The organism is Clostridium sp. C2-6-12, from assembly GCF_009928485.1.
Classification (GTDB): Bacteria; Bacillota; Clostridia; order Clostridiales; family Clostridiaceae; genus Clostridium.
Genome location: NZ_JAABNP010000004.1, coordinates 155891 through 182862 on the forward strand (window position 1 = coordinate 155891; position 26972 = coordinate 182862).

At 30.2% G+C, this 26972-nt stretch carries 15 protein-coding genes; 3 read left to right on the forward strand and 12 right to left on the reverse strand.

The window, feature by feature from the left end:
• Window positions 1-178: 178 nt before the first annotated feature.
• The 3 genes from GXK56_RS05120 to GXK56_RS05130 all read right to left on the reverse strand — a co-directional run bounded on the left by GXK56_RS05120 (window position 179) and on the right by GXK56_RS05130 (window position 4431).
• Window positions 179-1012, reverse strand: coding sequence for a deoxyribonuclease IV (locus GXK56_RS05120; RefSeq protein WP_160685811.1), 834 nt, complete (start codon window positions 1010-1012; stop codon window positions 179-181).
• A gap of 108 nt (window positions 1013-1120) precedes the next feature.
• On the reverse strand, window positions 1121-2866 hold the full coding sequence (locus GXK56_RS05125) for a methyl-accepting chemotaxis protein (protein ID WP_243156021.1): 1746 nt from the start codon (window positions 2864-2866) through the stop codon (window positions 1121-1123).
• 722 nt (window positions 2867-3588) lie between these two features.
• Window positions 3589-4431, reverse strand: coding sequence for an AraC family transcriptional regulator (locus GXK56_RS05130; protein ID WP_160685813.1), 843 nt, complete (start codon window positions 4429-4431; stop codon window positions 3589-3591).
• Between the two features lie 170 nt (window positions 4432-4601).
• Here GXK56_RS05130 and GXK56_RS05135 point away from each other — a divergent pair, with 170 nt between their 5' ends.
• Window positions 4602-5900 carry a glycoside hydrolase family 27 protein gene (locus tag GXK56_RS05135; RefSeq protein WP_160685815.1) on the forward strand — a complete coding sequence of 433 codons (1299 nt, stop codon included), beginning with the start codon at window positions 4602-4604 and terminating at the stop codon, window positions 5898-5900.
• Window positions 5901-5946: 46 nt separating this feature from the next.
• Here the strand turns inward: GXK56_RS05135 and GXK56_RS05140 are convergent, their stop codons facing one another.
• From GXK56_RS05140 to GXK56_RS05170, 7 genes are all read right to left on the reverse strand, one after another.
• Window positions 5947-7425, reverse strand: a complete 1479-nt coding sequence (locus GXK56_RS05140; protein ID WP_347707935.1) for a DUF5605 domain-containing protein — start codon at window positions 7423-7425, stop codon at window positions 5947-5949.
• Between the two features lie 273 nt (window positions 7426-7698).
• The gene (locus tag GXK56_RS05145) at window positions 7699-10344 is read right to left on the reverse strand and encodes an alpha-L-rhamnosidase (protein ID WP_160685819.1); all 2646 of its coding nucleotides are present in this window, start codon (window positions 10342-10344) and stop codon (window positions 7699-7701) included.
• A 228-nt stretch (window positions 10345-10572) separates the two neighbouring features.
• On the reverse strand, window positions 10573-12561 hold the full coding sequence (locus GXK56_RS05150) for an alpha-L-arabinofuranosidase C-terminal domain-containing protein (RefSeq protein ID WP_160685821.1): 1989 nt from the start codon (window positions 12559-12561) through the stop codon (window positions 10573-10575).
• A gap of 110 nt (window positions 12562-12671) precedes the next feature.
• A complete protein-coding gene (locus GXK56_RS05155; RefSeq protein WP_202127827.1) occupies window positions 12672-13622 on the reverse strand; it encodes a glycoside hydrolase family 43 protein in 951 nt (316 codons plus the stop codon).
• Between the two features lie 84 nt (window positions 13623-13706).
• Entirely contained in the window at window positions 13707-14492 is a 786-nt protein-coding gene (locus GXK56_RS05160; RefSeq protein ID WP_160685823.1) for a nucleotidyltransferase domain-containing protein, read from the reverse strand.
• A gap of 148 nt (window positions 14493-14640) precedes the next feature.
• A complete protein-coding gene (locus GXK56_RS05165; protein ID WP_160685825.1) occupies window positions 14641-17664 on the reverse strand; it encodes a glycoside hydrolase family 2 TIM barrel-domain containing protein in 3024 nt (1007 codons plus the stop codon).
• A 272-nt stretch (window positions 17665-17936) separates the two neighbouring features.
• Complete coding sequence (locus GXK56_RS05170; protein ID WP_160685827.1) at window positions 17937-18965, reverse strand: LacI family DNA-binding transcriptional regulator; 1029 nt, start codon at window positions 18963-18965, stop codon at window positions 17937-17939.
• Between the two features lie 456 nt (window positions 18966-19421).
• On the opposite strand from GXK56_RS05170, the gene GXK56_RS05175 reads away from it, so the two are divergent.
• On the forward strand, window positions 19422-21836 hold the full coding sequence (locus GXK56_RS05175) for a glycoside hydrolase family 2 TIM barrel-domain containing protein (protein ID WP_160685829.1): 2415 nt from the start codon (window positions 19422-19424) through the stop codon (window positions 21834-21836).
• A gap of 4 nt (window positions 21837-21840) precedes the next feature.
• Here the strand turns inward: GXK56_RS05175 and GXK56_RS05180 are convergent, their stop codons facing one another.
• Window positions 21841-22764: an AraC family transcriptional regulator gene (locus GXK56_RS05180; RefSeq protein ID WP_347707936.1), complete on the reverse strand. Its 924-nt coding sequence runs from the start codon at window positions 22762-22764 to the stop codon at window positions 21841-21843.
• Window positions 22765-22802: 38 nt separating this feature from the next.
• Here GXK56_RS05180 and GXK56_RS05185 point away from each other — a divergent pair, with 38 nt between their 5' ends.
• Window positions 22803-24170, forward strand: coding sequence for an MATE family efflux transporter (locus GXK56_RS05185; RefSeq protein ID WP_160685833.1), 1368 nt, complete (start codon window positions 22803-22805; stop codon window positions 24168-24170).
• A gap of 79 nt (window positions 24171-24249) precedes the next feature.
• On the opposite strand, the gene GXK56_RS05190 is transcribed toward GXK56_RS05185, so the two are convergent.
• Window positions 24250-26940 (reverse strand): glycoside hydrolase, encoded by a 2691-nt coding sequence (locus GXK56_RS05190; RefSeq protein WP_160685835.1) that lies wholly within the window; start codon window positions 26938-26940, stop codon window positions 24250-24252.
• Window positions 26941-26972: the final 32 nt, after the last annotated feature.

Sequence of the window (26972 nt, forward strand, 5' to 3'; positions counted from 1 at the left end):
AATTCGTTTATTCAAGCTGTCTATATAAATATATAATCATAATATATAATTCTATATTTTTCATTTTTCTCCTTTAAGGTATAAAAATTTATCTTTTTAAATCGCTATATACAATATTTTCATATATAAATAAATAGATTGCTACAAAAAATACTATTTTTTATAGCAATCTATTTATTTAAAATTTATAAAGGCTTTTTAGTAAAGCAATTTCTTTTCCATGCCCATCAAGTTCATTTGGTGTTTCGAGGAAGAATGGTAAGTCACATAATTTCGGATGATTAATAATATTTGAAATTGCCTCTAAACCAAGAGAACCTTCTCCAATCTTCGCATGTCTATCCTTATGGCTGTTAAAAGGATTCATGCTGTCATTTAAATGTATTGCACGTAATTTATCCAAGCCAATAATCTTATCAAATTGTTCAAGCACACCATCTAAATCATTAACAATATCATATCCCGAATCATATACGTGGCATGTATCAAGACAAACTCCCATTTTATCAGAAAGCTCTACGCAATTTAAAATTTCTTTTAATTCTTCAAAATTACGTCCTATTTCAGTTCCTTTGCCTGCCATTGTTTCTAGTAATACAGTTGTAGTTTGTTCTGCTTTTAATACTTCGTTTAATAGGTCAGAAATGTATTTAGCACCAACTTCCACACCTTGTTTAACATGACTGCCAGGATGAAAATTATAAAGATTATTTGGAATATATTCCATTCTAACTAAATCATCTACCATTACTTCTTTTGCAAAAGCTCTAGTACTTTCATCTGCTGAGCAAGGATTTAATGTATAAGGTGCATGAGCTAATAGTTTAGCAAAATCATTTTCCTTTGCAAGCTCTAAAAATTCTTTAATATCTTTTTCATCAATAGCCTTTGCTTTACTCCCTCTTGGATTTCTTGTGAAAAACTGAAATGTATTTCCACCTATTTGAAGGGCTTCTTTACCCATATTTTTAAAGCCTTTTGAAGTTGATAAGTGACATCCTATTTTTAACATAAATTAACCTCCTAAGGTTTGTTATTATCAACTTAAACATAACATATTTAAAGCATATTTGCTAACTTTTTGTATAAGATAATCATCTGCTTAATTAAATAAATATTTTTATTTTATTTTAAATTTACTTACCATTGTACCTAATATTTCTGCTTGTGCCATTAATTCTTCGCTAGCAGCAGCACTTTCTTCTGCCGTTGCAGAGTTTGATTGAACTACATCAGATATTTGCTCTATTGAACCATGTATCTGCTTTATGGATGAAGCTTCTTCTGCAGCTCCTAAAGCTATATCAGAAACTAATTCAGTTGCTTCCCTTACATCTTCTACAACCTTTATTAGAGATTTTGCTGTATCATCTGCTAATACTTTCCCTTTATTTACATTGCTTATTGAAGAATTAATCAAATTTGCTGTTTGCTTTACTGCTTGAGAGCTTTGTTCTGCAAGTTTTTTTACTTCATCTGCAACAACTGCAAAACCTTTCCCTGCTTCTCCAGCTCTTGCAGCTTCTATAGCTGCATTTAATGCAAGTAGATTTGTTTGTTCAGCTATATCATCAATAGTCTTAATTATATTATTAATATTTTTAGAAGATTCTTCAATGTCATCCATTGCACTTAACATTTCCTTCATTTTTTCATTGCTGCTTTCTATATTTTCTACTAATTTAATTGTAATATTATTAGTATTAGCAGCATTTTTAGCTGCTGTTTGTATTTTAGAATCAATCTCTTCAATAACTGCAGATAATTCCTGAATTGAACTTGCCTGATCTATAGTACCTTGTGATAAACTTTGAGAAGTGGTTGATACTTGTCTTGATCCTCCGCTTACATATTTAGAAGCTTCCTTTATTTCATGGAAAGTTTCGTTAAAAGCTACTATAATATTATCAATTGAACTTTTTATTTCTATGAAATTTCCTTTATAATCTGCATTTGTTTCAGCTGCTAAATTTTTTTTTGACATTTCAGACAAAACATAAGACAGATCCTTTATGTACGATTTAATTGTTGTAATCATTAATGAAAATGAATTAGCCAAATCACCTATTTCATCCTTTGATTCAACCTGTATTTCCACTTCTAAATCTCCATTCGCCATTTTTTCTGCTATCTTCTTCATCTTTTCTAATGGCTTAGCAATTAATATTGAAATATACTTTGATATAAATAAAGTTATTACATAAAGACCAACAATTGCAATAATTATAACAACTATTGAAATTATTTGTAGTATTTTTAATTGATTTACTAATTTATTGCAATCATCTATTTTCATTTGTAATAAAGTTGAAATATTATCACTGATTTTAACTGCTAATGGAGACGCTTTTTCATAAAGTAATTTACTAGCATCACTACTATTATCTGAAATTGCTGCATAAACAATTTGAGTTTTAATTGGTGTATATTGAGTTATAGTTCCTTTAAGCTCAGCAAAACACTGTCTGCCCTCTTTAGTTTCAATTGTTACTTCTACTTCATCTAAAAGTTGATTGATTTGATTAACATATTCATCAATGTCCTTTTGATATTTCAGGTTTCTCTCTTTATCATTAGCGACACTAAGTTCACTTAACTTTACTCTCATTTCTTGAAATTTGATTCCAACTTGTCCAATTTTACCTTGAGAAAACCCATAATTAGTTATTGCATATTGATATTTTTTATTTGTTTGAATTAAAAATCCCAATCCAATTAGAGATGTTATTGTTCCAATTAACGCTATTAATAATAATGAATTGAATAGTTTATTTTTTATTTTCATGTCTTTTAGCTTATTTTTCTTTTTTAAATCCTTTAATTGGGTTCTCACTTTTAGATTCTTCATCTTGTTTTTTAAATTCATATTAACTTCTTCCCCCTATTTAAAAATAATTTAAACGTTTAACTTTTTGATTTCATTTTGCATAGACAAATATTAAATCTAGATGAATTTTCTTTACTTTTTCTCAACACTTTAAGTAAACATTTTCAAAATAATTTAAACTACTTAATACCTGGTTAAAAACACATAATTTTTTAATTTTATGATTTTTATTATTAATTTTAAATTATAGATTCCTATATAATTTAAACTTCATTTTCAACTAGTTCTAGAAAAAAACTTAGTGTTAATTTATATAACAAACAAGTAAAATATGAAATACATCTTTCTAAGAAAAATCCATTACATATTTTACTCATTTATTAATTTTTGATTATGATATATCCAAATTTTTTCTATGTTCTAATTTTATTTCAAATTATTTTGAAACCCGTTTCATAAAATAATTATATCTCGTATCATTCTTTTTTGTCAATTGTTTTTCACCCTTATTTAATATCTAGTGTTTTTAATGCTACTATTCAACAAAACCATTTGAATCTTTTTTATAAATACAAATAGATAATTTCACTATATCAATCTAAAAGTTAAAAATTGTGATAAAACACTATATTATATAACTTCTATAATTAAAATGAATTCCACTGCAAAAGAATATAGAAATACTAAAAACTGCAGTCATTAATATTTTTTTAACTGCAGTTTTCAACATATAATTTTTCATAATTTATTAAATAAAAATCTTAATTTTTTTCATTGCGAAATTGAAAAGGTGTAAGGTGGGTATTCTTTTTAAAGGCTTTACTAAAATAGTTGCCACAGGAAAATCCACATTTTAAAGCTATTTCATTTATAGAAAGCTCTGTATTGCGAAGTAGCTCCATAGCATACTGCATTCTTATGTTGCTAAGATATTTTAATGGATTAATTCCAGCTTCCTTAGTAAACTCTCTTGTAAAATGACTAAGAGAAATTCCAAATTCTTCTGCTAAAGTATTTATTCCTTCAAGCTTTGAAAAATCATTTTCCATTCTCTCTATGGCTATTCTCGTTCTTGTTGAATAATCTTCTTTATTATATGCAACTTTGCTACATAATAAACATAAGAAATGAAAGACTGCTTCACTTCCCGAAAAGGGCTGAAGCTGCATTCCATTACTTAAATTTTCATGAAACTTTAATAAATATTGTATTGGGCTGCTGCTTTCTGAAAGTGTTATGATCTTTCCAATCTTATTCACAATCTTATCATAATATGGCTTTACAGCAGTTCCCTCAAAGTGAATATATAATATCTGCCATCCATCTTCATCTAAGCCATCTGGGCAGTAATATTTTTCATCATCTGGTATTTCAACAAAAAACGCCTGACCTGGATCAATTCTATATTTTTGATTTCCTGTTTCAAAAATACCATACCCCTTTAAGGTATACTGAAATAAATATCCTTTTATGTCTCTAAAATTATTATCAAAGTAATACTCCTTAGTATTTCTCTTTTCGATTCCCATATCCTTTAATTCAAATGGTGGATTCTGAATTTCATCAAAAAATACAAAACCATAAGATCCAAACTTATATGACATCAAAAATTCACCCCTTTTATCAATTTATTGCTCTTGTATCACTTAAAAATGCTGTAATATACTTAATATATAGTTATTATTATCATAAGTATAAACAATATAATTATATCAAAAAAACACTATATAACTAATTAATTAATAATATTTTTATTTTAGAAAGGACTTTCATTATGTTATTAAAAAACACTTTTGCAAAAACTCCACCAATGGGATGGAATAGTTATGATTATTATGATACTACAGTAAATGAAGCTGAAGTAAAGGCTAATGCAGAATACATGGCAGAACATTTAAAACCACATGGATATGAATATGTTGTTATTGATATTCAATGGTCTGATCCTGATGCAGGCACTGACAGAAAAAACTACCAATATATAAATTTCAGCCATTTTAATATGGATGAATATTCTAGACAGCTTCCCGCTGAAAACAGATTTCCATCTTCTAAAAATGGTGCTGGCTTCCGCCCTCTTGCAGATTATATTCATAGTTTAGGCTTAAAGTTCGGTATTCATATTATGAGAGGTATTCCAAGATATGCAGCTCATACACACATGAAAATCAAAGGAACTGATATAACTGCTGATAAAATTGCAAATCCTTATTCTGTGTCAAAATGGAATCCTGATATGTATGGGGTTGACTATAGAAAACCTGGTGCTCAAGAATACTATAATTCAATTTTTGAATTATATGCTGAATGGGGCGTTGATTTCGTAAAGGTAGATGATATATGTAATACCAATTTTTATGCAGATAATCCATATTCAGCAGAAAAGGAAATTGAAATGATTCACAAAGCCATTTTAAATTCTGGTAGAGATATGGTTTTAAGCCTCTCACCAGGACCAGCAGTCATAGAAAAGGCTTGGCATCTAGAAAAGTATGCCAATATGTGGCGTATTACTGATGACTTTTGGGATAATTGGGGCTTGTTAAAAAATATGTTTGAACGTTGTGAAGTTTGGCAAAAACACGTATCCACTGGCTGTTATCCTGACTGCGATATGATTCCAGTTGGATTCTTAGGTAAAGGCTTTGGTAAAGAGCGTTACACTAACTTTACAACAGATGAGCAAATTACCTTAATGACACTTTGGTGTATTTTCAGATCTCCTTTAATGCTTGGAGCTGAATTAACCAAGTTAGATGAAGAAACATTAAAACTTTTGACAAATGATGAATTGCTTCATTTAATAAGTAATTCAAATGGCGCAATTCAAATAGAACGTGATGAAAACCATGCTATATGGCTTAGCAAAGATAATAATGATAATAGCTACTATTTAGCTCTATTCAATTTATCTGATGAAAATAAAACTATTAAAGTTTCTTTAAAAGATATTGGAATCGACTCAAAAGTTTCTGTTCGCGATTTATGGAAGCATGAAAATTTAGGTTCAGTTGAAGAAGAAATTGTAGGATCTGTTCCTTTACATGGTGCATTACTATATAAATTATTTTAATAAATAGTGATTAAAAAATAGGGTGCAGAAGCACCCTATTTTTAACCTATAAGCTTGTCATTCTAACTGCCATATACTGTTTACTAGGCATATCTATACGAAAATCCCCACTAAATACTCCAACCTCTGTAATAGTCATTTCCCAAGTGTCGATTATATCAACTTTATATTTTTTACCTTCTGGCATAGTAAACGTTCTAAAACTTGGTTGATTGAATCCAAAATAGAATAAGAAATACTCCTTTCCTACAGTTCCAACTGTAACATCCCAATATAAAAATCCACCATTAGATGGCTTCTCTATTGGATTTATAGGACCTGGTGCACTTTCAATTATCTTTCTTAAAAAAGCTATTCTCTTTGGACTAGTTCCATGAAGTTCTCCACCATGAGACCACCATAATATGTCTTGTGGATGAACATAAGTTTCACCATGTCCCATATATCCTCCTCTTACTACACCTTCCCAAAATCTTCTTGTCATTTCCTGACCAGTTATGTTTCCCCAGCCATGATTTATATTTCCTTCATAAGTGCATTCATCAATAACTATAGGTTTACCATAAAGATTTCTCCACTCATCAGTATTTTCTGAAGTTTTATAAACATCCACTCTTTGCATGCTACAGTGAGAAATCCAAGATTTCTTATAATCATAAAACTCTAGGCAATTATGAATCGAGTTTAGATGATGATATTTATCATATTTTTCTACTATATGTGCTAATCGCTCCCAATCATCAATAGTTTTATTCATAATATTAGTTTCAAAATCTTTAAACAAGTCATATTCATTTGCCATTGACCACCATATATTTCTAAATGACGATAATCTTGATACTATATACTTTAAATATCTATCATCATTGTCAGCTCCCATATTGCTGAATCCCCATCTATCATAAGGATGAAAAAGTATCAAATCGCACTCTATGCCTAATTTCTGCAAATCTAGTATTCTTTTCTCTAGATGATTAAAAAATTTAGGATTAAACTTTGTATAATCAAAGCCTTTTTCTAATGAACCCTCATACGCATATAATTCTGGCTCATTATGATTGTAATCATAATGTTTTGGAAACACACACATACGCAGCTTATTAAAAGGAGAATCTTTTAATGTTTTAAGTGTTTTCTCCTGAAGTTCATTAGATTGATATATCCAAGCATAACAAGTAGTCCCAAAAGAATAATGTGGAGTTCCGTCTGCATATTCAAAGTGGAATTGTTCTCTAACTCTTACTGGTCCATGATTATTTCCTAATGCTTCTATACACTCAAAGTTTCCTGTAATATTATTAAGCGAATCAATATTGCTTTTTGTAGTATAGCTCCAATCGCCTAACATATTTGGCATAAATCTTATTTTATATTTTCCGTCTCCATCATAAAAACCATTAACCTCAATGTAATTTTCTAAATGCTTAAAAACAGCTGTAATTTCAACCTCTATAAAAGGATTTCCGTCATTAGGGCCTTGAAATGTAGCTTCATAAATGTTCCATCTTTCAACTTTATTGTCCATGTTCATTATTCCCCCCAACTATTAATCTGGTTACTATAAATTTTACTATTCAACAAATCTCAATAATAATCCTTTGTAACAAGTCCCAATATATATAATTCCTTTTCTACTGATAGTACTATTTTTTTAATTTAATAAGTCTACCTCAATATAAGCTTATAACTTTATACATTGATAAGATAAATAATTTTAATCAATATGTTAATTTTGTTTTTGCATTCATCTAAGAAGGTTAAACTATAACAAGAAATTTATCTGAGTATAAAATCATTCTCATAATTGATGCCATATCTCATAGTTGCCTGTCTTAAGCAATATCATTAAATTATCATCTTTCTCATAATAGTGAATTCCAGAATTCTCAAGATCTATTCCATTTATATCTACCTTATTAATATCAGTATCTTGAAGTACCAACTCAGCTTGAGCATTAAATGGGATAATAAACTTATAGCTTAAACCCTTTTCTTCAAAGCTCCAACCACTCTCATAAAGCCCTGCTGCTGTATTTAAGGATGCTTTGGCATAATTTATAAGAGGATTAGGCTGTGGCATCAACCGTATTCTTCTAAAGCCTGGAAACTCCTCTAGAGGATTTATTCCACACATATTGCGATACATCCATTCAACTATAGAACCATATGTATAATGATTCAAAGAATTCATTCCTAGTTCTCCAAATTTACCATCTGGAAGCAGTGAATTCCACCTTTCCCATATGGTTGTAGCTCCAAGCTTGACTTCATATAGCCAACTTGGAAACTCTTCATTAAGAAGAAGCCTATAAGCTAAATCATTATATCCATTTTCTGATAGTACTCTACAAAAATATGGGGTTCCAACAAATCCAGTCTTTAAATAATAATTATTATCCTCAAGATTTTTCTTTAGTGATTCAATTATTCTTTTCTTAAATTTATCTGTAACAAGATTCATAAAAAGTGTAAGTACATATGCTGTCTGAGTATCCTGCAAAAGACGTCCTCTTGGTGAAATATACTCTTCACAAAAGGCTTCCTTAACTTCAATTGACAGTTTTTCATATTCTCTTGCAATTTCTTCTTTTCCTAAAACTTTTGCTGCTTTTGCCACCAGACCTGCTGAATAGGAATAATATGCAGTAGCTATTAGATCAGTTGGTGTTCCACCAACTGGATCAAACTCCCCTTTTCCATCTAAAGCCAGCCAATCTCCAAAATGAAAACCTGTATTCCACAACCTGCTGCCATTATCATGTCTCCTTATATAATCAACATAATCCTTCATACTATTTAGCTGCTGCTCTAAAATAGCTTTATCCCCATAGTGAAGATATAAATTCCAAGGTATCACTGTAGCTGCTTCTGACCACGCACAAGATCCACCAGACCAAAAGTCGCTTACTTCTTTTTTACTTACTCCGAAGGTTGGTACCACATGAGGTACTATCCCTCCCCCAATCCAAGCTTGTTCTCTCGCCAGATCATAAAGATATTTGTGGTAGAAAGCATCTGAATCCATATTAAAGCATGCAGTACCTGAAAACATCTGAGCATCTCCAGTCCATCCCATTCTTTCATCACGCTGTGGACAGTCCGTAGGAACATCAAGAAAATTTCCTTTCTGACCCCATAATGCATTTAGGAACAATCTATTTACCATAGGATTTGAAGTTTCAATGTTGCCAGTCCTCTCCAAATCCGAGTATACAACGCATCCTGTAAAATCCTCTGCCCTTACTTCTCCTGGCCACCCTTCTACCTTCACATATCTAAACCCATAGAAAGTAAAATGCGGCTGTACTTTGGCAGGCTTTCCATCAGAAATATATTTAAATTCTGCTTTAGCTGTGCGGAGATTTTCCCTATAAAAGCATCCTTCCTGCATTTCTTCACCATACTGAAGATATATAACACTGTCCTTAGGCGCACAAATCTCAAAACTAACCCATCCTACCATATTTTGCCCCATATCAAGTACCACTTCACCTTTTGGAGTCTTTATGACATTAATAGGCTTTAGCTTTTCCTTAATAAGTACTGGAACACTCCTTCTAGCCTCCAATAAGCTAAAATCTATATCTATTAAATATACACCTGACCAGCATTCCTCATTTATACCAACGCTAGACCATGTTTTTAAGAACTTATTTGAATCTTGAATTTCTCCATCATAAATATTACTTTCAAGAATAAATGATGGTGCTGCCTTCCAGCTTTCATTAGAGCATATAATTTCTGAGCTGCCATCAGTGAATTTAACAACAAGTTCACATAAAAATGCAAAACTGTCACCGTAATGTCCTTCCTTTTTGTTATCAACCCCGAAACGTCCTTTGTACCAACCATTTCCCAGCATAGAACCTATAACATTATCCCCTATATTTACAAGGTTTGTAACATCAAAAGTCTGGTATTGAATCCAATTATTATAGCTATTGCAATACGGTGTTAAGTATTCATCACAAACTTTTTTTCCATTAATCTCTGCCTCATATAGACCTAGCCCAGAAACATAAAGTCTCGCTTGTGCTACCTCTTTAGTAATACTAAAACTTTTTCTTAATAGTGGATGAATGGACTTATCCCCCAAATCTGGACTTATCCATTTACCTATCCAAGGCTCCTCCATCTTGGAAGTTTCAAACCATGCAACAGGGCTTATAACATCACCCTTTTCAGTCCATACATGCACACGCCAGTAATATCTGGTACAGGGATCTAATTTTGCTTCTAGGGTATAACCGATACTATCAATATCCTCTCTTTTCCCACTATCATGTAATAGTTTTAAGAAATTCTCATCATAAGCAACTTCCACTTGACAAGCTATTTGAGTTGTTGCACCTTCAGCTTCAGTAATCCAACTTAAACTAGGCTTGTGAAGTGTATACCCCAATGGATTTATTATACGATTACATTTCATACTAAAAATTTTCAAATATTTTTCCTCCCTATAGAGTTTTTGAACTCTCACTTTAAATTTTATTTTTATTATTATTGTAAATATTTCTAATAATGTGGTCATGAATTAATTGTTGTAAAAGCACATATCTTTAAACACAATCAAAGTATCAATAATATAAAACCTATATCTTCCTTCTATGGTAAGATATAGGTTTCGAAATTTATACTTTAAATTTATATATTTATTATTTAATTTGATTTTCTACATTGATAATCTCAAAACAGTTACACTATACTTTGAGAATTCATAAGTAAATTCTGTACTTACCTCTTCCATAACTTTTTCAACAGGATAAACCTTTCTTGGATTAACATAAGTATTTTCATCTATTAAACTTTCTGATTTTAATATAGTTGCTGTTCCTCTAGAAGAAACCTTATTAATTCCCTCTATTTTTATTGTCGATTTTTTTGAAGCCTCAGATAAATTTACTACTTTTATTATAATTTCTTTACTTTCACTATGAAAATTTGAAACTACGTAAAAATCTTCTTCACTTTTATTTGTACGATTATTATCATTATTAAAATTATTCTCTTTAATCTCTGTTGGTATAATTTTATTTCCAACATTAACACTGAAAAGCTGTTGAACATAATAACTTGGAGTACCATAAACCTCACTATTATTAAACCAAATCAAATTAGGCTGCCATTGACAATATCCTGTCTTACCAAAAAGGGGAGCATAACTAGCCATCCATACATGGTCAGAATTTTTTTCTATCCCTGTTAAAAATGCTGCTTCTGAAAGTGCTGCTTCCCAGTTATTTCTCCTCTCAGGTATTTCATTTGATGTATGTGCTGCATATTCACCTGCAAAAACCTTAGGTAGATTTCTATCATAATTATCATATCTATTAACATTTTCAATAAACCACTTAGGTGCTTTATAAAAATGTTCATCTACTAGTTCAGCCTTTTGCTCTGTTGTTTTCATCCATTCATAAGCTTTATCAAAATCATCACCTTCAGCTGTCCAGCCCGCACTAGTTATGAGTTTAATTTCTGGATATTTATCCTTAATTGCTTTATGGAAGATTTCATATCTTTCAAAATATTGTTTTTCCCATTGCTCATTACCAATTCCTATATATTTTAAATTAAATGGTGCTGGATGACCTGCTTCTATTCTTTTTCTTCCCCAAGTTGTACTTTCATCTCCATTAGCATATTCAATTAAATCCAATACATCCTGAATATATTCATCTAATTGATCAAGCTCTACTAATAAACCTTCGTGCCACTGACAAGTCATTCCTGCATTCATTATAGGAACTGGCTCAGCTCCTAAATCTTCACAAAGAAGAAAATATTCATAATATCCCAAGCCATAAGACTGAAAATATTCTTCAGAATTTTGATTAGGTAGTTGGTATTCTTGTAATTGCCAGCGATTCCAATTTATCTTCCTTTCAGAGACATCACCTATAGTTTCCTTCCATCTATACATATTAGGAAAACTTCTTCCTTCAACTATACAGCCTCCAGGAAATCTTAAAAAAGATGGTTTTATATCCTTTAACATTTGAACTAAATCTGCTCTTAATCCATTTTTTCTATTGTTAAAAGTATTTTGTGGAAATAAAGAAACCATATCTATGTCCATTTTTACAGCCTCTTTAAAAATTAAGATAAAAATAGCATTTGTAAAAGTTTCATTAGCTGAAATTACACCTTCGTATTTTTTCCATTCTTCACCTGATATTTCTAATGAAGTTTCACCATAAATTTCTCCTGTTTTAGGATTTTGAATTGCTGCTACTACTTTTATAGCTTTTTCAGCATTTAAATTTCTTGCAAACATGGAGAAATCATATTTTTCACCTTTTTTAATTGAAAAGCCTATATCATTAAAGCCTAAATTTTTAAGTCCAGTTATTCCATCAATTTTTTCAGCTTTTATGTGAAGATAGTTAAGATTATTTTCATTAAGAGGTTTCTCCGAAAGAACTCCAATTTCTAATTTGCTCTCTCCACTTGTAACCTTCTCCCATCCCATAAGGCGTTTATCTAAAACTCCATTAATATCAAAATATTCGAAGGAACGATTTTTAATCAATTCTCCATAAATTCCACCATCACCTGCAAAATTTATATCTTCAAAAAACAGCCCATATAACATAGGACTAATTTCAATACCTTCTGACTCCATGTTCAATACTATTGTATTCGTATTTTTTGCTTCCATTATTAGTATTTCCTCCTGCATATTTTTAAATAAATCGCATAATATTTAACATTTCATTGCATACGTATGTACTTCTTCTTGTTCTAAAAACATACTATAAAATTATTAATTTATAAATTTCCAAAAGCTTCTTTTAGCTTGTTATATTCTTCAATAGTTATAGGCATAACCGTACCATGTCTAAACTTATATGGAGTAATAAACTCTGAACTTACTTCAGTAAAGTTGCCACTTGCTAAGTTATCTGTTACAAAAGCTTGATATCCTTGTCCGGTTGCAAAGGCATCTAATAATAAACACCATTTTCCCTGTCCATTTAATTTATAGCAAATTGGGCCCTCATATCCTTTTACATTCATCATGGTGAAACTTTCAATCAATTCAAAATCCCTATTTAAAGATTCACTAACTTCCATTATTATAGAAGAGCTTGTTTCATCCTTTGAAAAACGATAATATTTACCTTCTTCTTCTATAATAGTAGTGTCAATAATATGATTAGCTTTTTCAATATACATTTCTGCTTCTGTAAAATTCACAAAGTCTTTAGTTCTTGAACTATATATTCTTTGTTTAGAATAATTATCACTGCCTACTTTTGATGCCCAGAATACCATATATTCTCCTAAATTTTTATCATAAGCAACTTCTGGTGCCCATGTACAACCAGCATCATCTCTTGCCACTTTAACCATTCTTTGCTTTGACCAGTTAACCAGATCTGAAGATTCCCATATCATAATGGATTTGCTTCCACTAGTTTGTGCTCTTGTCCAATCATTGTTATTATAAATGCTTAAATCTGTAGCTATAAGATAAAACTTATCATTTTCCTTAGAACGTATAATATAAGGATCACGAACTCCCTTTTCTCCTAATTCACTTATTAATACAGGTTTTTCATTGTTTAATGCTTCCCATTTCATTCCATCCTTGCTTACAGCAAAATAGATTTGTTCTTTCTCAGAAGTATCTTCTCCATGATAAAAATGCACAAATAAATATGCCTCCATGTTATTATTTTGAAGGCTTCTCTTAGCTTCATTGTTCAATTTATTCATCCCCTTTTCACTCCATACTCACTAACAATATTTATAATCTTTGGTATAGTTAATTTAAATTTTACCAGCACAACACGTTAATTTTTATATATCAGCAATTGGTGTAAACCCATGAAGCCAAGTTAATTCACTATCTAGCATGAACTGAATATTCCATGGTTTACTTTCATCTTCCCAAGTATTGAAATTAATTATTGTGTCATACAATAAATTTGCATTATCTACATTTTTGTCTTCTATAAATTTATTCATTATTTCTATTAAATTTTCTGGTTTATTAGGGCAAGTTTCTAATACTTTTAAAAACCACTTATGATATGGATATAAAACTTCATTGTAAGCCAATATTAATCTTCCAGCAAATAAAATCATATTTGTTGATCCGACCTCCATAAGATATCTATTATTTCTTTTTAGTCCTTCATTATAATACCAATGCCATCCCTTAAATTGAGCAATAAACTTGTTTATGTTATTTTCCTTATTTCTTATTGGGTATAAAGCTGCATTTTCAATAAGCTTTTCTAATCCTTCTATCTTGGAATAAGTAACAAATGCATCTTTAAAAGCAAATCTAGCTGGCTCACTTCCACATTCACATACTTTTTCTATGAATTCTACAGAAATGCATTTACCATCAACGTATCCACCTTCCCAAGGGCACACGTCTTCTTCATAATAACCAAATTTCTTTTCTTCTAGTGCTTTTTTGTAATCTTCATTTGATAAAACAATCATTATATCTATATCAGAGTTTTCATTTGCAAATCCATGTGCTACAGATCCACCTGCAATTATTCCTAATATTTCTTCCTTTACCTTTAGTTTATTAGTTATATCATCAATTGCTTTTTTGTGATGTTCAAACATAAAATTTCATCTCCTTCAAAAGACTTATAAATTATTCAATTAACTTATTATGATGTCTTTAAAAATCTCTACAGCCCTATACTTTCCCATATATAATAATATTCTGAAGAATATATATTGTAATATTCTTCAGAATATATTATTTCATTTATATGTTAGAAATTGTAAAACTATATTCTAGATTCTTACTAGAATCAATACAGAATTCTGATAATACTGGTGCTCCCCAACTGTCATCTCCACCAACACCCATTTGCTTTCCTATTATGTTTACATTAGTGAAATTAACAGGAGGTAAATCCTCTTGGTGAAGAGCATTTTCAAGTTCCATATTATTGTATGGTAAAACGCTAAATTCAAATGGCTCTTTTTCATAAGTAAACTTAAGCCCTTCTCCTTTTTCATTTTTAACCTTTACCCATCTTGTTCCTGTTCTATTACCGCATTCTTGAGGAACTAAATATTTTGATAAGTTTGCTTTAGGTGTGCTTTCATAAACTCCTAATTTAGCACCTTCACATCTGTCAATGTAATTTTCATCTGGTCCCATTCCATACCAACTAAAGCTATTAAATTCTGCTAATAATCTAAAGTTCATACCTAGTACTGGAAGTTCTGGAAGTCCGTTAGCTCCGTTATATAATACATTTACTTTGATTACACCATCTTCTGAAACTTCATAAGCTACATTAACCTTAGTTTCTGGAATTGTTGGTAATAAATAAGTATAATTTAGTACTATCTTATTAGTATTTTCCTCCATAGAAAAATCTACATATCTTTGTCCTGTAGTTGCACTTAACCACTGAGCACATCTAAATTCGTGCTTATTTCCTCTATCATTGTCAGTTGTAGCTCTCCAATAGAAAGTCTTTGGTGTTCTTGTTATAAATTCTTTATTGGCATACCTTAAAGATACAATTCCACCTTCTTGTTTAGAGAAAATAACTTTAAAGTCTTTTCCATGAACCCCTATATTTGCATCTCCATGAACAACTTTCATTTTAAAATCAGAACCATTATTTACAGCTTCCTTTTCCTTAATTACCTTTTGTCCAAATGCAATTTCATAACCTTTAGCTGCCCATAAGGTGTCTTCCTTTAAAATTAAAGATACTGTAAGTACAATTTCTTCTGGACATGTAAAGTTATGTAATGGCAATTCAATATACTTTTCTTCTCCAGCAGCAACAGATACATTTATCTTTCCTTCTTGAACTAATTTACCTTCTTTTTCAACTGAATAATGCAAATCAAATTTATCTGTGTTAATAAATAAATTTTGATTTTTTATAGTTACACCATTTTTATCTGGAAACAACTTTACATTTTGATATAAGTACTTAACTTCCTGAGCCTTTGGAGACACTGTTCTATCAGCAAAAATCAAACCATTTCCTGAGAAGTTATAGTCTGAAGGACGATCTGTAAAATCTCCACCATAAGATAAAGTTTCTTCTCCATTAGGTAATTTTCTATAAAGTGCTTGATCGCCGTAATCCCAGATGAAACCACCTTGGTACATTTTATATTTATCCTCAAGTTCTGTATATTTCATCATTCCACCTGTTGAATTACCCATAGAATGCATATATTCACAGCTTATATATGGTTTTTTAGGATCATTGCTTAAATATTTCTCTATATCAACAGCCTTAGCATACATTCTGCTTTCCATATCACTTGTCTTGTCAAATTCTCTATTCCAAAATACTCCTTCATAATGAACTAAACGTGAAGGATCTTTCTTTCTAAAGTATTCTGACATTTGGAATATATCTTCCCCTGCATAAGATTCATTACCACATGACCATATAAGCACAGCTGGATGATTTTTATCTCTTTCTAACATAGAAGTTGCTCTGTCTAAAACAGCACCTTGCCATTCTGGAAGACTTCCTGGTATGTTCCATGAAGGGTCGCATTGTCCCATTTTTTGCCACGAACCATGACTTTCTAAATTAGTTTCATCTATTAAATAAATTCCATATTCATCACATAATCTATACCATAAGCTTTGGTTTGGATAATGAGAAGTTCTTACAGCATTAATATTATGCTGTTTCATGAATTTAATATCCCATAGCATATCTTCTTTAGTAATTGAACGTCCACGTCTTGCACTAAATTCATGACGATTTACACCTTTAAAGACAATTCTCTTTCCGTTTAAGCACATGATTTTATCATTCATTTCGAAATGTCTGAAACCTATTTTTTGTGTGACAACTTCGGCTAAACTTCCATCATCTTTGTGAACTAGAAGATATAATGTATATAAGTTAGGTTCTTCTGCACTCCATGGGCTGATATTTTTCACATCTATAGTTAAAGTTAATTCATTAAAAACCGGTACCTTATTATATTCAGCAACTTTCCTTCCTGTACTATCCTCTAAATATGCTTCTACAGTAGCTTCTAAATTTCCTACTATTTTAAGCTCAGCATTTAATTTTGCATTTTTATAATCATCATATAGATCTGTCTTTACAAAAATATCATTTACATGTGTTTCTGGAATTGCATATAAATAAACATCTCTAAAGATACCTGAAAATCTCCAAAAATCTTGATCTTCAATCCAGCTTGCACTACTTCTTTTATATACTTCGACTGCAAGCTTATTTTCTCCCTCTTTTAAACAACTTGTAATATTAAATTCTGATGGAGTAAAAGTATCTTCGCTATATCCAACAAATTCTCCATTAACCCATACATAAAAAGCTGTTTCAACACCTTGGAAAGAAATAAAAGTTTCTTTATCTTTTAGTTCTTCTTTAACTTCAAAAAATTTAACATAAATTCCTACTGGATTATAAGTTTTTGAAATGTGAGGTGGTCTTAATTCATCATGCCCTTCCCAAGGATACATTGTGTTAATATATTGACATTTATCATAGCCTTGAAGCTGTATATGTCCCGGAACCTCAATGTAATCGAATCCACTTACATCAAAATCTTCTTTATAAAATTCTTTAAGTCTTAAAGATGGATTTTCACTATAAGAAAATCTCCATTTTCCATTTAAATTTTGTTTAAGAGGCATGTTATCTTCTAATTGAATTTCCTCCATTTTTTCATAAAACCAATGATCTGAATGAGCATCCACTCTATTTACTCTAAATACTTCTGGATTTTCTAACCAATCTAATGATGGCTTAATATTACTCATTTTACTCCCTCACTTTCATTTATTTTTAAACAATTAATGCATGTTAAACTTATATCATAATTATATTGTATCTTTTTTTAGTAAAAAATCAACATTATTTTACTAAAATATTTGTGTGATAATTTACAAACTTGATAAAAGTAAAAAACATGCATATAACCTAAAACTCTCTTATATACATGTCTTTATATTTTTTATTTATATTAATTTATTCTTCTAGCTTTTAATAATAAATTTTATTTATTTTCAGGAATAGCCACGTTATTTCATCCTCAACTCTTAACTCTTAGCTGACTTACGCTTTCTCTCACCTTAAATTCAGTTGGAATTATAACTTTTTTATTGTATTCTCTGCTTCCATTAATATTTTCAAGTAATAAATCCACAGCAGCACTTCCTAAGTATTCACTTGGTATCCTTATGGTTGTTAAGGATGGAACCATATATTTAGCACTTGGCTGATCATTAAACCCAACAATACTAATATCTTCTGGAATAGATAAACCTGATTCTGAAATGGCCTTATATGCACCAACTGCCATAGTATCATTTCCAATAAAAAGGGCTGTTGGTCTATCCTTTGTTTCTAAGGCCTTCATTGTAAGATTATATCCAGATTTAAAGGTAAACTTTTTTGTTTCATATATATATTCTGGATTATATATGCCGTTTTTTTCCATAAACTCTTTATATTTTATATTTCTTCCATCAAATCTTGCATATTCCTCTTCATTTTTTTCACTTATATTTTCTAAATTACTTCCACCAATAAAACCTATTTTTCTATGACCAAGCTCATATAGGTAATTTAATATTTTTAAAGTTGCTTCACTTAAATCTACCATAACAGAATCGAACATATTCTCATCTGGAGAAAAATCTACAAATACTATATTCTCATTATAACCATATAATTTTTTTATAGTTTTCGAAGAAAACTTTCCTATTGCAATTATCCCACTTAAATCGGAAATCTCTTCTGTAATGCTTTCCTCTGTTAATCTTACTAAATTAAAATTATTCTCATTACATTTTTTTTCAGCTGCTAGTCTTATTGATAAATAATATGGATCTGCTAACTCCTCTTCATAGTTATACCAGTAAATAATCCCTATTTCTTTTCCTTTTTTTCCTTTAGATTTCTTTGTTTTCAACGATACGTACTCAAGTTCATCGGCAATTTTTAATATTTTTTCCCTTGTAACATCACTTACGTTCAATGTTTCATCAAAGTTTAAAACTCTAGAAACAGTTGCCATTGAAACTCCTGCTATTGAAGCTATTTCTTTTATGGTAGCCAAATAAAAGACCTCCTATCACCATAATAAAGTTTATTAAAATAATAATATCTCTTTTTTAATTCTATATAAAACATTTTACTAAAATTGATCTTAATTTAAGTTTATATCATAAGTAAAATCAAGTCAATTTTTACTAAAAAACTTTTCTATTTTTAATCTTAGGAAACTTATCAAATTAAAATTATTTATTCTTAAAAAAGTCTCTATTTTACAAATCCAATCTCCAATTTGCATTGTGTTTTTCAATTGAAGTTATATACTAAAACTATCTAATTTGATTGAAAATATATACTAAAATATATTTAAATCAGTAAAAATATTTATAGTAAAAATATAGTTATTATCAAAAATAAGTTAGATATTTTTAGTAAACTATCCATATATTTTTAATAATTATATTTACCAAATTATATATTTGTATGCAATTAAAATTTTACTTAAGGAGGCATTTAAATAATGAACACAACATATATAAACCTAAATGAAGAATGGAAATTTCACTTAAATGATTGCCCTGAAGCTTTTGAAAAAGATTTTGATTCTTCTGATTGGGAAGGAGTTACTTTACCTCATGATTGGTCAATAAAACAACCATTTTCTAGAACTTATTCAAGTGGAACGGGTTATCTTTCTGGTGGAATTGGCTGGTATAGAAAATCCTTTAACTTACCTGAAGCTTTTAGAGGCAAAAAAATATGGATTATTTTTGATGGAATATATAAAAACAGTCAAGTTTGGTGTAATAGCTATTACAAAGGTAAGTGGCCTTACGGATATACAACCTTTCGTTATGATATTACAGATCAGGTATGCTTTGGTGAAGTTCCAAATGTAATAAGTATAAAAGTAGACCATCAAGATATTTCTGATTCTCGCTGGTTTACAGGTTCAGGTATTACAAGAAAAGTACAGATTCTAGTTGAAGACTTAATTCACCCTACACCTGATGGAATATTTTTCACTACACCTAAAGTAACTTCAACTGAAGCTCAAATATCAGTGAAAAATGAAATCTCAAATGATAGTAATTTAGATTCAATAGTAACGGTTAAAAATATTCTTATAACTCCTGCTGGAATTGAAGCTGGATGTTTTTCTGATACACAAACACTTTTAGCAGGTGAAAGAAAAACTATTGTAACAGAAGGAGTCATTTATTCACCTTTATTGTGGTCTCCAGAAAATCCAAATCTTTATAAGTTAATAACAAAAATAAATGTAAAAGTAACAGATGAAAAAAACGAAACATCTTCGGATAGTTCAGAATTATGGAATACAGTAAAAGAAGAAAAAGTAGGTATACGTAGTTTTTCTTTTGATGCAAATAAAGGATTTTTTCTAAATGGAATATCTACAATTTTTAAGGGAGTATGCGTACATCATGATGCTGGCTGTCTAGGTGCTGCTGTTTTACCTGAAATATGGCTTCGTCGTCTTATGAAATTAAAAGAAGCTGGCTGCAATGCCATAAGAATGAGCCATAATCCACATATGCCTGAACTATATGCTTTATGCGATGAAGTTGGTTTCTTAGTCATGGATGAAGCATTTGATGAATGGGAAGGTGCTAAAAATAAATGGTGGCAGGGGCATAATGTATATCCACCAAGACACCAAGGATACTTTGAAGCTTTTCCTGAATGGCATGAAAGAGATTTAAAAGCTTTAATAAAAAGAGATCGTAATCATCCTAGTATTATAATGTGGAGTATAGGTAACGAAATTGACTATCCAAATGATCCTTACTGTCATCCACTTTTTTCTACCATGACTGGAAATAATGATGCAAATAAGCCTGAAGCTGAAAGACAATTTAACTCAAGCAAGCCAAATGCAGAACGTTTATCTGTTCTTGCAAAACAGCTTACTAAGCTTGTGAAAGAAGAGGACACTACTCGTCCTGTTACTGCCGCTGTAGCTTTTCCTGAATTGTCTACACAAATTGGATTTATAGATTCCTTAGATGTTGTTGGTTACAATTACAAGGAACATTTATATGCTCAAGATCATGATCGCTTCCCAGATAAACCTTTCCTTGGAAGTGAAAACAGTCATAGTTTAGAAGCCTGGAACTCAGTATTAGAAAATGAATATATTTCAGGACAATTTTTATGGACAGGTATTGATTATTTAGGTGAAGCCCACGGCTGGCCTATACATGGTTCATATGCTGGATTTATGACTTTAGCCGGCTTTGAAAAAACTGCTTTTTATCGCAGACAAAGTTTATGGTCCTTAGAACCTATGATAAAAATAGTAACTGCAAGATCAAGTGATGATAATGAAAATGAGTGGAAAGCCATGTATGAATCATGGAATTACACTCCTGGTGAATTAATCTTGGTCCGTTGCTATACAAACCTTGAAAGTGCTGAGTTATTTTGCAATAAAAAAAGCATAGGCATACAAAGCTTAGATAAAGAAACTGGCTATATTTCTTGGATTCTACCTTTTGAAGAAGGATTATTAGAGGTGATTTCAAACCATATATCTAATAATGAATCACATGAAATATCAGATAAAATAGAAACTACAACTTCTTCTTGTAACATACAGCTTTCATTATGGAAAAATAAAGCTTCTGATGTAGTTATGCACGAAAATGTATATCAAATTGAAGTTACTGTTACTGATACAAAAAATCGTCGTGTTGTAAATGATGCATCAATGCTCCATATAGAAATTGATGGAGATGGTGAATTATTAGGTTTAGAAAATGGTGATCTTTCTGATGTTACTGAATATACAGCTAATTATCGCAGAGCTTATGAAGGACGCTTAATTATATATGTCCGCAAAACTTCTAAGCAAAGTTCAATATCAATAAATGTTTATGGAAGCAATTTAAAATCAGCAAAGCTAACATTATAATAAACTATTTTTTTAGTATTCCTCTTGCATAAATTGTAGGAGGAATACCTGTATGTTTTTTAAATACTTTACTAAAATAATATTCATCATTGAAACCTACACTTTCACCAATTTCACTAAGCTTTAAAGATGTAGTTGAAATTAATTCTTTAGCATGGTCAATTCTTACTGTATTTAAATATGTAAAAATAGTTTTTTGAGTTAATTTCTTAAAAACCCTATTCATATAATCAAAATTGCATGAAAACTGCTCTTCAATTGTGCTACTGGTAATTTTATCAGCATATTCTGTATTTAAATATTTTAATAATTCCTGAATTTTTTTATACGATTTGGGCACTCCTGAGGATAAATTTTCAATTTCAGAAAAAATGAAGCTCCTTGAAACCTCAATAAAGGCTTCTAATACCTTGCACGAGCAAATAATTTTATAATTTTCAATTTGATTTTTATTTTGTTCAACCGCTTCACTTAACAAACAGATGGTTTTTATAAAACTATTATAGTTCACAAAACTATATTTCTTAGGAATTAACAATTTTTCTGTTTGATATATATCATTTGAAAATGAATTACTTTGCAAATATTCATTTCGATTTTCTAAAAGCATTTGTATTAGTGAATCCTTTGACATATTTTCTGTTTTGTAAATTTCTGAATGTTGAAAATGAATATAGAAATATTCACAATAAGCTGCTTTATAGCCTTCATGAACATAAGCTGGATCCAAAAGAAAAAAATCTCCTTCTTTCAAAACATATTTTTTTCCCTCCTCCATAATATACATGTTTCCTTTTCGTATAATATACAAAATATATTCATTGGCTTTTCGGCGTTTATGTATATAAGGGAGATCAATTGTAACAGAATTAATTAACCTTATTTTAGGTAATATATTAGGATTTAAACTAAAAAACACATAACACACCTCCTCTATTTTAATATAATTCTGAAAGGAACCTTGAAATGAAATTTTTAATCATAGATAAAGAACTTAATAAGATAGAAACCTCAAATGGAGTAATTACTTTAACTTCAATTTTTATACCATTTTTTCTTGAACTTATTCTTATTAACATGATGGGAACTGTAAATACTCTGATGCTCGGACACTATTCAGACAATGCCGTAGCTGCTGTAGGGGCATCTTCACAACTTATGACTATGATTTTTACATTTTATACTGTAATAAGTACAGGTGCTTCAATAGTAATCAGCCATAATCTAGGTGCAAATAACAAAAAATCAGCTAGTGATGCTGCCTTTACAGCTATTATATTTAGTGGTGTTTTAAGTTTAATTATAGGCGTTACTTTATCCTTTTTTTCAAATTCAATATTATCTATAATGCAGATTAAAGATGCCTTACTTTTAGATGCTTCCACCTATTTTAAAATCTGCATAACTTTTTCCTTCATACAAGCAATTAATTCATCTTTATCTGGAATATTACGTAGTTATGGAAAACCAAAAATCGCTGTTAGTGTATCTCTGTTTATGAACATTATAAATGCAATTTTAAATTACATTGTAGTATTCAGACCCTTTGAAACACCTCTTCAAGGAGTCAGCGGTATTGCAATTTCTTATATAATCAGCGAATTTTGTGCACTAATATTAATTTCAATATTATTTATAAATGCACGCTTAGATTTGCAGTTTAGTAAAAAATCTTTAGAAAGTCTTAAAATTATAAAAAATATTTTATATATTGGTGTACCAGGTGGTGTCAGTTCTATTTCATATTCACTCTCACAAGTAGTATCAACCTCTATAATTGCTGTTTTGGGAGTTACTGCTATTTCATCAAAAATTTATTTATCAAATATTTTCTTTTATGTTTATGTTATAGGACTTTCTTTAGGTCTTGCCACATCACTAATGATTGGACGTCTAGTTGGTGCAGGCAATTATGAACACGCATATCGCTTAAACCGTCAAAATTTAAAAATTGCTATTTCTTTGAATATATTAATTTCGCTTTTCATCATAGTTTTTGGAAATAAAATAATTTCACTTTTTACAAGTAATCTAGAAATTATTACAATCTCAAAAGTTATTATGATTATAGATTTATTTGTAGAGATTGGCAGAGGTTTTAATCATATAGAAGAAAACTCCTTGCGTGGTGCCGGAGATGTATTTTTCCAAATGATTATTTCTATTATTTCCTGTTGGTCAATGAGCATTCTTTTTTCATATATACTTGGAATAAAATTAGGTTTAGGATTAGCTGGGTGCTGGATTGCCTTTGCAATGGATGAACTCTTTAGAGGAGTCATTTACTTCTTCCGTTGGAAATCACGTAAATGGACACGAAAAGCCTTAGTATAAAGGAACTGGATTCTAACTCCAGTTCCTCTTTATACTTTAATACATTCTCTAATTTAAATTCATTAATAAAAAACTATATTTATTTAGAAACTTTTATCCAAGAAATAAGAGGCTTATCCTTACCATTGATTGATTTTTGAACTCTTACAGTTAATACTCCATCCTTTACTTCAGCATCATATTTATTAGGTGCTTTACCTTTTATTGTTGGACAGAGTCCCTTCTCTACTACATTTCCATTAATTAATATATCTTCAAGTCTATCTTTATGCTCCCAAGGGTCATATAAGCCCATTGTCACTGAATATTTTCCATTTGGAATTTCAAATTTATATGTTAAACCACCTTGTGCTGCACTTCCATCATATTGTCTTTCACAGCCATAGTTTGATCCAACTTCAGCTTCTTTATCTTGAGACCATGGCTTGCCTTCATCTGCAATATATCCCCATTTAAAGCCTGTCAATAAATCTATACCATATTCTTGATCTTGAGTACTATTATTTGTTCCTAATATTTCATCATTTTCTAAGACATTAGGAGTTGAATCACCACAATTTACATAGTATAACAAGTTTGGATCTTTTGGTGAGATAGGTATTTCAGCTAATTCATTTGAATTCTTAGTTTCTTGTCCATTAACAACTGCACTTATTGATACATAATATTTTGTGCCATTATCTAAACCTTTAATTAAATAAGAGGTATCTGTTACATTATTAATTACTTTTGTGTATGTTCCAGGTTTTATTCCATATTTTATATTATAAGAGTTAGCACCTTCTACTCCATTATATTTAGCATAGATACTATTATATCCAGGAGTTAATTGAAGAAGTTGTGGTGATCTTGCTGCAACTATATTATTTGAACTGTTTTGTATTCCTACTGCTCTATCTGCTATAACAAAAGTTCCAGTTGAAGCATCATTTTTATTTCCTGTAACTCTAACCTTTACCACATGTTCTTTTGAATCTAGCAATGGGCTTGTATACATTATTGCATTATCTTTTCTAGCTGCTGAATATAAGTCAACATTAGTTTCTTCTCCACCATCAATTGATATTGCTGCTATTCCTGAATCAGGTGCAAAAGTTCCATAAAGCTTTATTCTATTACCATTAAATTTGACACTATAATAACTGTCAGTAGTATTAGAATAATGAACATCATTACTATAAGCTCCATTTTGCCCATTATAATAATTCCAAGAATCACTATATTGGAATTGATTATCGCCTGTTCCATTAACATTATCATTTATAGTAGTTCCAATTTCTCCTGTGTATTTAGCATTTGAAATAACATAAGTCACCATAGATTTCGCTGGCAATTTATCTTTAAGTTCTCCATTTGCTAAAGTTACACCTTTTGATGATATATCTCTAAGACTTTCTTCTCCTGTCGTTCTATATGCTTTTATTGTAGCTGCTGTAGTATCAAATTTTGATACATCAAATATTAATGGTTCCTCACTATCAGAAACATTTCTTGTTACAATTACAAGCTTTTGCGAAGCAGGATCAATTGCAGCTACTACATTTGAATTATTAGCATCAATTATTTTGTATCCTGGTCTTATAAACTTACTAAAATGAGCCATTGCATAATATTGTTTTGTAATATTATATTTTTCGACCTTATTTCCTGACCAATAAGCACTTATAAGTCCCCAATTTGAGTTATTATTTTTGTTCATTTCTTCATCATCAACAACTTGCCATATATCCCATCCTGGTACCTTTAAATCTCTCAAATCTTTGAAGATAAAATCTGCAAGCTTAAGTCCATTATCCATATCATCAGAATCATGTTTTGCTCCACCACTTGTACATATTTCATTCATATATAGCGGTTTTCCTAGCGATGCTGCTAAATCTCTTAGATTAGCTCTTGAACCATCACTATAAACATGAGTATTAAATTGACTAATTTTACTTATAGTTTGAGAATCAGCCTTTTTTATAGCCTCAGCCGAGTAATCAATTCCTGTTTCGTCAAAGCCTGCAAGCTTAGTAGTAATACCATTATCATCAAATTTTTTGCCTAAAGCTTGGAAAATTCTATCTTTTTCAGCTGGAGCATCAAAATCACAACCTTCTTGATTTCCGCCCTTTTTCCAATAATGAGTACTTGGTTCATTCATAGGATCAATTGTATCAAAAGTTATTCCCTCAGCATCTTTGAAATGCTTTACAACTTCTGTTAAGTATTTTGCAAAGTTATCATATTGATCTGCTTTAAGATTACTTTTACCATCTACATTTCCAGAAGATTGTCCACTTATAGTCATAAAATATGGTGGTGAATTAGAAAATGCTTCACTTTTAAATTCATTTTTGGCTATTCTCTTTTTTGCTTCATTTAAAACCCATCTCTGACCTGCATCTTTTGTCCAATCATAAGTTACACCATCTGAATTCAAATAAGATTCAATATCTGCTCCAGGTCTTAAATTTTTGTCAGCTGGACTTTTAGCTCCACCTATATTATATCTAACCATATTTAACCCAAGCCCTTTATCTTTATCAAAGGTTAAATCCATAATCTCATTCTTTGCATCAGTTTTCCATTCCCCAACTAATTTTGCCCACCATGCAAGAGATGTTCCAAAGCCATCCATGGTTTGATATTGAAGCGAAGGATCAATTGTTGCTATATTAGCAGTGGCAGCATTAGCTTTAATATTGGATATTGAAGTAATTGGAACTATAGATGCAGTAAAAGCCATTAACAAAGATAAAGACACTATTTTTTTCAAATTAAACATACATTTCCTCCTTATTTAATTTAAATACTTTT

Excerpts from the sequence above, each read along its gene's own strand:
- GXK56_RS05120 (WP_160685811.1), bottom strand. The coding sequence starts at position 1,012 with ATGTTAAAAATAGGATGTCACTTATCAACTTCAAAAGGCTTTAAAAAT.
- GXK56_RS05125 (WP_243156021.1), bottom strand. The coding sequence starts at position 2,866 with ATGAATTTAAAAAACAAGATGAAGAATCTAAAAGTGAGAACCCAATTA.
- GXK56_RS05130 (WP_160685813.1), bottom strand. The coding sequence starts at position 4,431 with ATGTCATATAAGTTTGGATCTTATGGTTTTGTATTTTTTGATGAAATT.
- GXK56_RS05135 (WP_160685815.1), top strand. The coding sequence starts at position 4,602 with ATGTTATTAAAAAACACTTTTGCAAAAACTCCACCAATGGGATGGAAT.
- GXK56_RS05140 (WP_347707935.1), bottom strand. The coding sequence starts at position 7,425 with ATGGACAATAAAGTTGAAAGATGGAACATTTATGAAGCTACATTTCAA.
- GXK56_RS05150 (WP_160685821.1), bottom strand. The coding sequence starts at position 12,561 with ATGGAAGCAAAAAATACGAATACAATAGTATTGAACATGGAGTCAGAA.
- GXK56_RS05155 (WP_202127827.1), bottom strand. The coding sequence starts at position 13,622 with ATGAATAAATTGAACAATGAAGCTAAGAGAAGCCTTCAAAATAATAAC.
- GXK56_RS05160 (WP_160685823.1), bottom strand. The coding sequence starts at position 14,492 with ATGTTTGAACATCACAAAAAAGCAATTGATGATATAACTAATAAACTA.
- GXK56_RS05165 (WP_160685825.1), bottom strand. The coding sequence starts at position 17,664 with ATGAGTAATATTAAGCCATCATTAGATTGGTTAGAAAATCCAGAAGTA.
- GXK56_RS05175 (WP_160685829.1), top strand. The coding sequence starts at position 19,422 with ATGAACACAACATATATAAACCTAAATGAAGAATGGAAATTTCACTTA.
- GXK56_RS05185 (WP_160685833.1), top strand. The coding sequence starts at position 22,803 with ATGAAATTTTTAATCATAGATAAAGAACTTAATAAGATAGAAACCTCA.
- GXK56_RS05190 (WP_160685835.1), bottom strand. The coding sequence starts at position 26,940 with ATGTTTAATTTGAAAAAAATAGTGTCTTTATCTTTGTTAATGGCTTTT.